The sequence below is a fragment of the Ruthenibacterium intestinale genome (assembly GCF_040096265.1).
In the GTDB taxonomy this organism is placed as follows: Bacteria; Bacillota; Clostridia; order Oscillospirales; family Ruminococcaceae; genus Ruthenibacterium; species Ruthenibacterium komagatae.
In genome coordinates this window covers 1-12067 of the sequence record NZ_JBBMFA010000088.1, presented here as the reverse complement: position 1 = coordinate 12067, position 12067 = coordinate 1, and the positions used below count along the sequence as shown (strand labels likewise).

At 62.6% G+C, this 12067-nt stretch carries 12 protein-coding genes and 1 riboswitch; of the genes, 10 read left to right on the top strand and 2 right to left on the bottom strand.

Annotation, left to right across the window (positions count from 1 at the left end; all coding sequences use genetic code 11):
• Nucleotides 1–45: 45 nt before the first annotated feature.
• From WMO24_RS08000 to WMO24_RS07960, 9 genes are read left to right on the top strand one after another with little or no spacing between them, the layout of a single operon-like run.
• On the top strand, nt 46–423 hold the full coding sequence (locus WMO24_RS08000) for a hypothetical protein (RefSeq protein ID WP_349215893.1): 378 nt from the start codon (nt 46–48) through the stop codon (nt 421–423).
• 39 nt (nt 424–462) lie between these two features.
• Complete coding sequence (locus WMO24_RS07995; protein WP_349215891.1) at nt 463–2367, top strand: hypothetical protein; 1905 nt, start codon at nt 463–465, stop codon at nt 2365–2367.
• Nucleotides 2364–2921, top strand: a complete 558-nt coding sequence (locus WMO24_RS07990) for a hypothetical protein (protein ID WP_349215889.1) — start codon at nt 2364–2366, stop codon at nt 2919–2921. The genes WMO24_RS07995 and WMO24_RS07990 overlap by 4 nt, the downstream gene beginning before the upstream one ends.
• Before the next feature lie 13 nt (nt 2922–2934).
• A complete protein-coding gene (locus tag WMO24_RS07985) occupies nt 2935–3189 on the top strand; it encodes a hypothetical protein (RefSeq protein WP_349215888.1) in 255 nt (84 codons plus the stop codon).
• A 12-nt stretch (nt 3190–3201) separates the two neighbouring features.
• Nucleotides 3202–3702 (top strand): hypothetical protein, encoded by a 501-nt coding sequence (locus WMO24_RS07980; protein ID WP_349215886.1) that lies wholly within the window; start codon nt 3202–3204, stop codon nt 3700–3702.
• A gap of 12 nt (nt 3703–3714) precedes the next feature.
• Entirely contained in the window at nt 3715–4644 is a 930-nt protein-coding gene (locus tag WMO24_RS07975) for an SH3 domain-containing protein (protein WP_349215885.1), read from the top strand.
• 4 nt (nt 4645–4648) lie between these two features.
• Nucleotides 4649–4927 (top strand): hypothetical protein, encoded by a 279-nt coding sequence (locus WMO24_RS07970; RefSeq protein ID WP_349215883.1) that lies wholly within the window; start codon nt 4649–4651, stop codon nt 4925–4927.
• A complete protein-coding gene (locus WMO24_RS07965) occupies nt 4924–5187 on the top strand; it encodes a phage holin (protein WP_349215881.1) in 264 nt (87 codons plus the stop codon). Before WMO24_RS07970 ends, WMO24_RS07965 begins: the two co-directional genes overlap by 4 nt.
• 3 nt (nt 5188–5190) lie before the next feature.
• A complete protein-coding gene (locus WMO24_RS07960) occupies nt 5191–5988 on the top strand; it encodes a hypothetical protein (RefSeq protein WP_349215879.1) in 798 nt (265 codons plus the stop codon).
• A 37-nt stretch (nt 5989–6025) separates the two neighbouring features.
• On the opposite strand, the gene WMO24_RS07955 is transcribed toward WMO24_RS07960, so the two are convergent.
• Together WMO24_RS07955 and WMO24_RS07950 are read right to left on the bottom strand one after the other, a co-directional pair.
• Nucleotides 6026–6673: a potassium channel family protein gene (locus WMO24_RS07955; RefSeq protein WP_349215878.1), complete on the bottom strand. Its 648-nt coding sequence runs from the start codon at nt 6671–6673 to the stop codon at nt 6026–6028.
• Nucleotides 6674–6685: 12 nt separating this feature from the next.
• Complete coding sequence (locus WMO24_RS07950; protein WP_349215877.1) at nt 6686–8029, bottom strand: TrkH family potassium uptake protein; 1344 nt, start codon at nt 8027–8029, stop codon at nt 6686–6688.
• 382 nt (nt 8030–8411) lie between these two features.
• Nucleotides 8412–8486, top strand: a riboswitch (cyclic di-GMP riboswitch).
• Between the two features lie 108 nt (nt 8487–8594).
• Between WMO24_RS07950 and WMO24_RS07945 the strand changes: the two genes are divergently transcribed.
• Nucleotides 8595–12067, top strand: a 3473-nt coding sequence (locus tag WMO24_RS07945) for an InlB B-repeat-containing protein (protein ID WP_349215875.1), incomplete at its 3' end; no start/stop codon positions are given.

Below are 12067 nucleotides of genomic sequence, written 5' to 3'. Positions count from 1 at the left end.
GGCGCCCCCCCCCCCCCCCGGCTCTTTTAAAAAGGAAGTGATTGTTTGACAGGCAAGGAACTGTTTGCCCTCAGCGCGGGCTATCTGAGCCAGAGCGCGGCGGACAGCGAGGACCTGGCGGAGTTCGCCCCCGGCTGGCTGAACGTGCTGCTGGCCGAGGCGCTCCCCACGGAAAACCAGCTGCGGGCGGCGGCGGGCCTTCCGCCGCTGGAAAAAGCGCCCGTGTTCACCCCGGCCACCATGGACGAGCCCATCCCCTACAGCGACGTGCTGGTGGAGGTGGCGCTGCCCTACGGCCTGGCCAGCGACATGATGCGGGACGACGACAACGACTACCGCTGCCAGGACTTCCGCCAGAAGTACGTGCTGGCTTTGAGCGAGGCCGTGCGGGCCCTGCCGGAGCCGGTGCGGGATGTGTATTGACCGTGCCGGGCACAGGCCCGGCCAAAGAGAGGAGGGGCTATGCCTTTCATGACGCAGGTGGGCGACATTCCCACCCAAAGTACCAAAAGCGCGGTCATGGCCCGGTTCCGGGGCGTGGACCTGACCGGGGACGTGACCACCATGGACGCGTCCCGCAGCCCGGCCGCGCCCAACATGATGCCCGATGACCAGGGCTTCCCGGCCAAGCGCCCGGGCTACCGCACCCGCCTGCAGCTGACCGGCCGGGTGTACGGCGCCTGGACGCTGAAAACCGACGGCGCCCGCAAACAGGTCATCCACGCGGGCACCACCCTGTACGCCGTGGAGCAGACCGAAGACGGCGAGACCGCCACGCCCCTGTACACGGACATGAACGACGCGCCGGGGGCGGCGGTGCAGCTGGGCGGCAAGCTCTGGATCGCCGACGGCAAGCGCTATCTTTACTACGACGGCGAACAGGCCGCCCCGGTCAGCCAGATCGCCACGGTGCCCGTCATCACCATCGCCAAGGGTCCCAACGGCAAGACCGGCGCCACCAGCTATAAAGCCATCAACCTGCTCACCGGCAAACAGACCGAGAGCTACCTGGGCGAAAAGGACACCGTGGACTACTATCTGTCGCTGCAGGATCTGACGGATACCCCCGTCACCGCCCAGGTGCTGGACGCCGAAGGCAACTGGCAGGACAAGACCGAAACCACGGACTTCACCGTGGACAGGGTGCTGGGCAAGGTCACGTTCAAGACCGCGCCGGGCGAAAGCCCCGTGGAAGGCGAGGACAACGTGCGCATCACCTACGAGGTGGAGCGGGACGCGGGCGAAGTGGACCGGTGCTGCCGGGCCATCCTGTACGGGGTGAACGGCGCCATGGACCGCATTTTCCTCACCGGAGACCCTCAGCAGCCCAACGTGGACCACTGGAGCGAGTGGAGCGACCCGGCCTACATCGGGGACACCAACTACGGGCTTCTGGGCAGCGAGGGCAGCCCCATCCGGGGCTACAGCGTGCTGAACGGGGCGCTGGTGGCCCACAAGGACGGCGAGGAGAACGGCCGCAACATCTTCATCCGGGAAGGCCAGCTGGACGAGGACGGCACGGCGGTGTTCCGCATCACGGACATTCTGCAGGGCGAGGGCGCGGTGTCGGGCCGGGCCTTCGGGTCCATCGCCTCCGAGCCGCTGTACCTGACGCGGCTGGGCGTGGCGGCGCTGACGCCCACCACCGTCACCGGCGAGCGCACGGCCCAGGTGCGCAGCTACTATCTGAACGGGGCGCTGCGCAAAGAACCCCTTTCGGACGCACCCGCCGCAGTGTGGGGCCGGTTCTACGTGCTGGCCGGGGCCGACTGGCTGTATCTGCTGGATTCGCAGCAGAAGCAGTACGAGAAAAACGAGCCCGCGTCCGGCTACCAGATGGAAGGGTATTACTGGACGGGCATCGGGGCCACGGCTTTGTGGGAAGAGGACGGGGCTTTGTGCTTCGGCACCAAAGACGGCTGTGTGCGGAAGTTTTCCGACGGGAACACCGCCGGGGACTACAACGACTACGACACGCCCGGTGACGAGACCGGCCGCCCGGTGCAGGCGGCCTGGGCCACGCCGCTGCTCAATTTGGGCAGCTGGGCCAATCTGAAAAACGTCACCGGCGTGTGGGTGGTGCTGCAGCCCTTTGCCCGGTCCGGCGGCGAGATCTGTTACGCCACGGACAAGGAGTACGAAAAGCTGGTCCGCTCGGCCAACGTGGACATTTTCGACTGGAACGACATCGACTTTCAGCGGTTCACCTTCAACACGCTGGACCGGCCCATGGTGGTCAACACCCGCAAAAAGGCCAAAAAGGTGAAATTGTTTCAGGTGATCGTGAAGAACGGGCGGGCGGCCGAGCCCTTCGGCCTGTTCGCCATTCAGGTGCATTACAAAATGGGAGGGAAGGTGAAGCGATGAGTTTGCAGGAGCATAAGCTCACGGATTACGCGGTGAGCATCGCGGGCCTGCCGGACAAGATCGAAAACAAAGCCCAGTGGCTGAAGCAGCAGTTTGACGCCCGCACCGACAGCGAGGTGCGGGACAAACACAACAGCCTCATTGACGCGCTGGACGCAATGAAGCTGGACCAGACCGTGCGCAGCGGCGACGTGAAGGCTTTGCGCCTGAACGCGGACGGCCAGGTGGAAATTTCCACCGACGGAGAGCACTTCGAGACGCTCTCGTCCTCAGGCCACCGGATCATCGGGCCAAACGGGCAGGCCATGCCCCAGCGGGGCAAGCTGAAATTTACAGGGGAAGCCACCATGTTTGACGACGCGGAAGCCAACACCACCGAGATCCGGGCGTTCAAAGGCGAGCCGGGCAACCCCGGCGTGGTGGTGGACCTTGCGCCGGGGCTGTTCAGCCTGTACGTGGATAGCGAGGGCTGTTTGCGCCTTGTGTGGCGGGACGGAGATCCCCAGCCGCCCCTGCGCATTCAGGACGGACATCTGATTTACAGCTTGGAATGAAAGGAGTTTGGATATGGCAAAAGAAATCGATCTGGGCAGCGTGGTGGGACCACAGGGCCCCAAGGGCGACACGGGCGCACAGGGCCCCAAAGGCGACACCGGCGCACAGGGCCCCAAAGGCGACACGGGCGCACAGGGCCCCAAGGGCGACACGGGCGCACAGGGCCCCAAAGGCGATACCGGGGCAGCCGGCCCCGCGGGTGCGGACGGCAAAACTCCCACGTTTGAATTGCGGGACGGCAATCTGTGGGTCATTTATCCCGATTAAAGGAGGAAGCGTATGGCGACAAAGGAAGTGAATCTGGGCAGCGTGCGCGGCCCGCAGGGCGCGGCGGCCACCGTCACCGTGGGCAAGGTGACCACCGGTGAGGCGGGCACATCCGCCGCCGTGACCAACTCGGGAACGTCCGGGGCGGCGGTTTTGAACTTTACCATTCCCCGGGGCGCGCAGGGGACCCCCACCACCATCAACGGCAAGTCCGGCGCGTCCGTCACCCTGACCAAAGCGGACATCGGCCTTTCCAACGTGGACAATACCCCCGACGCCCAGAAAAACGTCAAGGGGCTGGCAGTGGAGGAAACGGACGTCATCACGGGCCTGCCCACCGGTCTGTATTACTACAAGGCAAACACCCCGGGCGCGCCCAAAACCGTGGACGGCCTGCTGCTTGCGCTGGTGTACGCACCGTTCGGCGTGCAGCTGGCCTTCCCCACCAACAGCGGCATCTATTTCCGCTGGGCCGTGGACAATTTTTCCGAGTGGGTGCGCCTGGACCAGTAAAGGAGGTCATTCATGGGCAATTTGTTCAAAGGGCGCATGCAGGTGCCCTACTACTATTCCTGCTTCGGCTACAGCCGGGGCGGCGGCAAAACCTGGCACGGCGGCCAGGACGTGGTGGGTCTGGACAGCGACGCCATCCTCATGCCCGACTACGACGGAAAATCCATCTCCGGCACCGTGGTCACGGCCCGCAAGGTGGAAAAGTCCACCGGGAACCCAACCTGGGAGTGGGGCTGGTACGTGTGCGTGAAGCTGGACGCGGACCAGACCCCGGACGCGGTCAACTACCTGTACTTCTGCCACAATGACCACAACGTGGCCGCCGTGGGCCGGCATGTGAAAAGCGGCGACGTGCTGGCCGTCATGGGCAACACGGGCAACGCCGCCGAGGCCACCCCGCCCATCCGGCACTGCCATCTGGAAGTGCGGGCCACGGCCACGGGCAAAGGGCTGGACCCCACCCACTATTCCGGCTGTGCCAACCGGGTGGGCATCTGCGGGGAAAACCCGGTCAAGCCGTTGTCCGGCCAGGCGGCCAAACTCAAAATCAGCGCATCCAAACCCATCAGCGCCGGGGACGTGGTGCTTTTGAAGGAAGTGTGTGACCCGCTGGGCATCTCCACCCGAGAGGAAAACGGCGCGCTCATCACGGCCCCGGCCTCGGCGGGGGACCAGATCACCATCATCCGCGAGGCAAACCGCCTGAACCTGTCCGTGGCCCTGTACGAGACATCGCCGGCCAGGGTGCAGGTCCTTGTGGACAGCCTGCGGGTGCGCACGGGCCCCGGCGTGGAGGCGTACACCCAGGTGGGCAGCGTGAAAAAAGGCGACGTGCTGGAAACGCTGCAGGTCCGGGACGGCTGGGCCTACGTGGTCACCGGCGAAAAGGACGGCTGGGTGTGCCTGGGCCAGGACGGAGAGATCTACGCAAAGGCGGTGTAGCCGGATGGAGTGGACCGTTTTTCAGGTGGTGGCAGCTCTGGCGGCGCTGTTTCTCAGTTTGGGGGTGCCCATCATCCAGCTGAACGGCACCATCACCAGGCTGAACGTGACGCTGGAGCGCACCGAGAAGGACGTGCTTCAGCAGAAAAAGGAACTGGAACGGCAGAAGGAAGCGGCCCGGGACAGCCACCGCCGCCTGTGGGCCCACTGCGAAGAGCAGGACGCGGCGCTGCAGGACCATGACCGGCGCATCACCCTGCTGGAAGAGAGGAGGAAACCATGAGCATCAACTGGACCGTGCGGCTGAAGAACAAGGCCTTCTGGCTGGCGCTGATCCCGTCGCTTTTGCTGCTGGTGCAGCAGCTGGCAGCGGTGTGCGGCTTCACGCTGGACCTGACGGCTCTGCAGGAGCAGCTGATGGGGCTGGCGGGCACGGTGTTCACGCTGCTGGCGCTGTTCGGGGTGGTCAACGACCCCACCACCGCCGGCGCGTCGGACAGTGCCCGCGCCCTTGGCTACACCCAGCCGCAGAAAGGAGAATGAACCTTGGCAAATTACGAACAGAGCCTGCAGATCCTGGCCCGGCAGCTGGCGGCGCAGCAGGCGGCCCAGCAGGCGGCCCGCCAGCAGATGCTGGCCAGCCTGGACAGCTATTACAACGGCATCTATGCGGACCTGGACAAAAGCTATCAGCAGCAGCTGGCCGCGGCCCAGGCGGATTTTGAAGCGGCCATGACCCAGCTGAAAAACGGCTACGACACCAATGTGGGCGCCGTCAATGCCGACACCGCCCGGGATTTGCAGCAGGCGTACATCAGCCACAGGATGAACCAGAAAAACCTGGGCCAGCAGCTGGCGGCGCTGGGGCGCAGCGGCGGCGCGTCCGAGACCACGCTGCTGGGGCTGTACAACCAGTACGGCCAGAACCGCGGCGCGCTGGAAGCCGCCCGCAACCAGCAGCTGAACCAGCTGGCTTTGCAGCTGGCCGAGCAGCAGGCGGCCCGGCAGGCGGACTACAACCGCGCCAAAAGCGAATCCACCGCCGACTACACCAGGCAGAAGAACGCCTACCAGCAGGCCCGTGCCCAGGCCGTGGCCGATTGGGACGCCCAGAGCCAGGCGCGCCTGCAAAGCTACCAGCAGGACTATTACAACGGCCTGTCCCGGCTGAGCCGGCAGCAGTCCTCCCGCCGCAGCGGCGGCAGCAAAAAAACCACCCAAAAATCCGCCGCGGACAAAAAGACCACCGGCGACCAGGACCTGGCGCTGCGCTGGGCGGCGCTGCGGGCCACCATCAACGACCGCAAGCTGGCGGCGCTGGACAAGCGCGACAGCGCCCGATGAAAAAAGCCCCCGGCATACGCCGGGGGCTTTTCCGCACTCAGAAGTGCAGAAATTTTTCAATGTCGCTGTTGGAGCCCAGGATCAGCAGGCTCTCGCCCGCCCGGAACACGTGGTCCGCGCTGGGCAGCGGCTCCAGCACGTCGCCGTGCTTCACCGCCAGAATGTTGATGTGGTAGCGCTGGCGCACCTGCAGCTCCACAATGGTCTTGCCGTCCCAGGACGCGGGGGTGGACGTCTCGTAGATGGAGTGGTCGCCGGTCAGCTGCACATAGTCGTACACGTTGTCGTTGCCGTAGCGCACCGCCGTGCGAATGGCCATCTGCTTTTCCGGGTACACCACGTCGTCCGCGCCGTTGCGCAGAAGGAACTTGGCGTGCACGTCCCGGCTGGCCCGGGCCACCACAAAGCGGGCGCCCTGCTCCTTCAGAAGGGACGTGGTCTCCAGCGAGCTTTGGAAATTGTCGCCGATGGCCACCACGCACACGTCAAAGTTGCGCACGCCCAGCGACGCGATGAACTGCTCGTTGGTGCTGTCGCCGATCTGCGCGTTGGTCACATAGGGCAGCACGTCGTTCACGCGGTCCTCGTCGTGGTCCACCGCCAGCACCTCGCAGTGCATCTGCTGAAACTTCATGGCCATGTGCCGCCCGAAACGGCCCAGCCCGATCAACAATACCGATTTCATGATCCTTCTCCTTTATCCAATGGTGATTTTTTCCTGCGGCATCTGGGCCGGTGCGGGCCGGTGCCCGCTGGCCACCGCGTAAATCATGGTCAGGCCGCCCACGCGGCCGAAATACATCAGCAAAATCAATAAAACGTGCGAAGGCGCGCTCAAATCGGCGGTGATGCCCGTGCTCAGGCCCACGGTGCCGATGGCGGACGCGCACTCAAACAGCGCCTGGGGCATGCTCACCCCGTCCAAAAGGCACAGCCCGATGCTGCCGGTCAGAAACAGCGTGGCGTACAGCGTCAGAATGGCGCAGGTGCTGCGCAGCACTTCCGGCGGCAGGCGGCGGCCGAAGCACTGAATGCTGTCCCGCTGCTGAAACACCGCCCGCACGCTCAGGAAAATCATGGCCAGAGACGTGGTCTTGGCGCCGCCCGCCGTAGACCCGGGCGAACCGCCGATCAGCATCAGCAGAATGGTCACCAGCAGGCCCGGCCCGCTCATGACCGCATAGTCCACGGTGTTGAATCCGGCCGTGCGGGGGGAGACCGTCTGAAACAGCGACGCCCAGATCCGCTGGCCCGTGGTCAGGCCCCAGTGCTCGGCGCCGAACTCAAACACAAAGAAGAACACCGCCGGAAATACCAGCAGGCAGGCGGTCACCGTCAGTACGATTTTGGTCTGCAGCCGCCAGGCGTGGAAGTGCAGCTTGTTTTTGCGGATGTCGTCCCACACCAGAAAGCCGATGCCGCCGCACACGATCAGCGCCATCACCGTCAGGTTCACCACCGGGTCGCCCACGTAATGGGTCAGCGAGGAGCTCGGCTGGCGGAACCCCATCAAATCGAAGCCCGCGTTGCAGAAGGCCGACACCGCGTGGAACAGCGCGTACCAGATGCCCTTGGTCAGCCCCATCTCCGGGCAGAACCGCACCGCCAGAATCAGCGCGCCGGTGCCCTCAATGAGAAACATGGTCTTTAAAATAAAGTCCGTCATGCGCACAATGCCGCCCACCTGCGGCGCAGAGATGGACTCCTGCATCACAAACCGCTGGCGCAGGCCGATGCGCTTGCCGGACAGCAGCGCCACGGCCACCGCCACGGTCACCACGCCCATGCCGCCCACCTGGATCAGCGCCAGAATCACCAGCTGGCCGAACTCCGACCAGTAGGTGTAGGTGTCGTGCACCACCAGCCCGGTCACACAGGTGGCCGAAGTGGAGGTGAACAGCGCGTCCAGAAACGGTGCGCCCAGCCCGTCCCGGGTGGCAAAGGGCAGCGTCAGCAGCAGCGCCCCCACCAGGATCAGACCCAGAAATCCCAATATGATGATCTGTGCCGGAGTCACCCGGCTGGTCAGCTTTGAAAACACTTTTTTCCCCGCCTTCCAGGCATTCTAGAGCACAGCATAGCACAAATCATTTGCTTTTTCAATTTAAAACCGCACGAACGCACATTTTTGTCATTCTGCCCTTTCGCCGTCCTTCGGCCCGCCTTTTTATATACAATAATATGGTAGGACGGTCCCCCCTTACGAAAATTTTACCCGTTTTTCGGCGGATTTCACCTTGCCAGGAAAGTCCCCAAAAGGGTATAATGAATCATACATACAGGAGAAGTTCTGCAAAAGTCTGCTCCTGGTCAAAAATTTTTAAAAAATTTCTTTGAAATGCTGATTTGTGACCAATTTGTGACCTGGATAGGTTACAATAGGATCATCGGGTAAAAGACATCCTACCAAGATCCGACAAAGTGGTTGAAAAAGGCAAAACCGGTGAAAGCCGGCGACGCAAAGCTAAAGGGCCTGAAAATGGCAGCCAGCTACCGACGTGCAATGAATGGGCGCAGTCGGTGGCTGGCTTTTTTTATTCAAAATTTTACTTCCTTATGAAAAGGAGTCAAAACACAAGGGGCATAGGCCCGGAAAGGAGAACATCATGAACGAGCTTTGGTACAAGGTTCGCCGCGTAATCAGCGTCATGCTGGTGGTGGCGCTGTCCGTGACCACAGCGCCGGTGGGCGCATTCGCGGACGACGACATGGCGGCGGCCGCCCAGATTCCTACAGGCGTCAGCGACAGCGCTGAACCCGCTGGGGAGCCTGAGGCATTAAACAACGAGGAGGTACCGCCTGCTTCCGGCGAGGCAGCGCCGCCCGCTTCCAGTGAGGCGACACCGCCCGCGGATGGCGAGGCGACACCGCCCGCGGATGGCGAGGCGACACCGCCTGCGGATGGCGAGGCAACGCCGCCTGCGGATGGCGAGGCAACGCCGCCTGCGGATGGCGAGGCAGCGCCGCCCGCTTCCAGTGAGGCAGCGCCGCCTGCTTCCGGCGAGGCAACACCGCCCGCTTCCGGCGAGGCAGCGCCGCCCGCTTCCGGCGAGGCGACACCGCCTGCTTCCGGCGAGGCGACCGATCCTTCGGCGAAGGGGCCGGTAGAACCTGTCCCCGGTGAGCCGGAAGAGCAGATCTGGACGGTAACGGTGTATTACCTGTTTGAAGACGGCACCACAGCGCGGCCTGTGGACAGCCGCCAGTATGTGGCGGGCGAGGCGTATTCCTTTGACGTGCCTGCCATCCCGGGTTACACAACGCTGCTGGACGGTGAAGCGTTCAGCGCGTCGCAGATCACCGGAACCGCCAGCGCGGACGTAAGCTATGTGGTTACATACGTGGCGGGCATGGTGAACTATACCGTGCTGCACAAATACGAGAACCTGGACGGCTCCTTTGAAGAAGTCCGGGAAGAGAAGCAGGGCCTGGTGGGCGCTGACACAGAGTCTGCTCCGGTGAACCGGGAAGGCTTTACCGCGCAGCCCTATGCCGAGACGACCATCGCGGCAGACGGCACCACGGTCGTGACCATCAGCTATCTGCGCAATACCCAGTACCTGAACTATCAGACCAGCGGCGGAAGCTACGTTGCCCGTCAGGAGGGCAAGTATGGCGCAACGGTGGACGTGACGGACGAACAGCCCGTGCGCAACGGCTTCTCCTTTGAGGGCTGGTATCTGGACGAAGGTCTCAACACACCGGCGGGCGCCACGGTCACGCTGAACGGCGATGTGACCCTGTACGCCAAATGGGCCGGCGAAGAAGTGGACTATACGGTCATCTATTGGCTGGAAAATGCCGATGACGACGATTATTCCTACTATAAAACAGTGACCGGCTGGCGCGCCACGGCAGGCGAGCAGGTACAGCTCACCCAGCGCGACGTGGAGAGCATCCAGCATTTTGCCTTTGAGCGCTCCGACGCCGTGACCGTCAAGGCCGACGGTTCCACCATCGTCAATGTGTATTATTCCCGCAACGAGTACACGCTGACGTTCCAGGTATATAAGAAAAGCGGCGGTATTTTTGGCGGATGGAACTGGACCACCGTCGCCACCATCAAGGCTAAATATGAAGCCAACATCGCGGACAAATGGCCCATCGTGGGAACCGACGGTACCCATTATGACGGCTGGGGCTGGGACAATGCAGGTGACAACAGCAGTTTCCTGGTTGTGAGCACGGAGCAGATGCCCGGCGAGAACGTGACCTACCACGGCAAGGATATGGGCAACGAAGCCACGGTTTACTATTATGTGGAAACGCTGCCCGGCCAGCGTGGTGATACCAGCTTCGGCGGCAAGAATTTCACCCTGTACAAAACCATTCCGGTAGGCTCCACCATTCTGACAAAGGATGAAGAGTTCCACCCCATTCAGGGCTTCGACCGTTACGGCTCGAATCCTGAGTTCCAGGGAGACAGATGCTATATCAGAAACGGAAAGGCCTATTTGTACTATTCGCGCAACAGCTATGACCTGACGTTCTACAACTACAACGGCGTGGATAAGACGACCCAGCTGCTGTATCAGGCCAGCCTGAGCGATCAGAACTACACGCCGAGCCGTCCTTCCTCTCTGCCGGAGTACTACACCTTCCAGGGCTGGTACACCACAGAGGACTGCCTGCCCGGAACGCAGGTGGATTTCGGCAGTGCGACCATGCCGGCCGGCGACCTGATCGTCTATGCCAAGTGGGCGGCGCCGGTCTATACGGTGTCCTTCGACTCCAACGGCGGTACCCCCGTGGAGCCGCAGGAGGTAGAAGGCGGCAAAACGGCTTCCCGTCCGGCGGACCCCATTCGTGAGGGTTACACCTTCGCGGGCTGGTACGAGGACGCCGGCTTCGCAGGCAGCAGTTATGACTTCGAGGGCAAGCCCGTCAGCGCGGACATCACGCTGCACGCCAAGTGGGTGCCGGTCACAGTGACCAGCTACACGGTGCGTTATCTCATCAAAGATACCGGCGAAGCTTTGTTTGACGAAGTTGTGCGCCCGGGCAATGTGGGCGCCGCTGTGTTTGCCAATGCCAAGAGCCACAGCGATTATGTGGCCGATGCACTGTCCAAATCCATCAAACTGGAAGCGGCTGCATCTCAGAACGTCATCATGTTCTGGTACAGCAGACCCAGCGATTTGGACTATACCGTAAAATTTGTGGATGAAGAGGGCGCGCTTCTGGTAGAATATGACGGCACCCCCGTGTCCAGCACGCAGATCGTGGTTCGCGCCAGCGACTACACCATTCCTGCGGGCTATCAGGTCACGAATCCCTTCTATACGCTGCGCCTGCAGGGCGACGAAAGCCTGAACGTGGCGACCTTCGTGTGCAAACTGCAGGAGTATCAGATTACGTACCACCTGGACGGCGGCTCGGCGGAAAACCCCACCAGCTATACCGTCAAGTCCGACAACATCACGCTGAACAATCCCACACGGGATCATTATGAGTTCATCGGCTGGAGCGGCACGGGTCTGACCGGCAGCGACAATATGACGGTCACCATCCCCACAGGCAGCATCGGTGACCGCAGCTATACGGCTCATTGGAAACGCTCCACTTTCAACATCACCTATGCGGCCGATGCAAACGGCAGCGTCAGCCCCATGTCTGAAACCGTCAACGCGGGCGAGGACGCCGTGGGCTCTAAGGCCACTCCGGCAACCGGCTACCAGTTCACGAACTGGACCAACGAAGCGGGCGACGTGGTCAGCGAAAGCGCGACCTTTGCGCCGCAGGACGTTCTGGCCGATGCCACCTATACCGCACACTTTGCACCCAAGGATTATCAGGTCGTCTACAGCTGGACGGGCGCTCCCGACAGCGAGACCCTGCCTGAAAGCCAGACGGTGAAATTCAACGCATCCTACACGATCGATACCACTTACACCAGAGAGACCGTCGTAGAGACCACGGACGCCTATGGCAACGTGAATGGCCGCTACACCTTCAGCGGCTGGACCGATCCCAACAACGGCGTCATGACCACCGAGGGCGTCACCGTCACCGGCACCTGGACCTTCGAAGAAGTGGCAGTTGCCAAGTACGACGTGAACTACAGCTGGACGGGCGCTCC

Coding starts and splice junctions, on each gene's coding strand:
- WMO24_RS07995 (WP_349215891.1), top strand. CDS start 463: ATGCCTTTCATGACGCAGGTGGGCGACATTCCCACCCAAAGTACCAAA.
- WMO24_RS07990 (WP_349215889.1), top strand. CDS start 2,364: ATGAGTTTGCAGGAGCATAAGCTCACGGATTACGCGGTGAGCATCGCG.
- WMO24_RS07985 (WP_349215888.1), top strand. CDS start 2,935: ATGGCAAAAGAAATCGATCTGGGCAGCGTGGTGGGACCACAGGGCCCC.
- WMO24_RS07980 (WP_349215886.1), top strand. CDS start 3,202: ATGGCGACAAAGGAAGTGAATCTGGGCAGCGTGCGCGGCCCGCAGGGC.
- WMO24_RS07975 (WP_349215885.1), top strand. CDS start 3,715: ATGGGCAATTTGTTCAAAGGGCGCATGCAGGTGCCCTACTACTATTCC.
- WMO24_RS07970 (WP_349215883.1), top strand. CDS start 4,649: ATGGAGTGGACCGTTTTTCAGGTGGTGGCAGCTCTGGCGGCGCTGTTT.
- WMO24_RS07965 (WP_349215881.1), top strand. CDS start 4,924: ATGAGCATCAACTGGACCGTGCGGCTGAAGAACAAGGCCTTCTGGCTG.
- WMO24_RS07955 (WP_349215878.1), bottom strand. CDS start 6,673: ATGAAATCGGTATTGTTGATCGGGCTGGGCCGTTTCGGGCGGCACATG.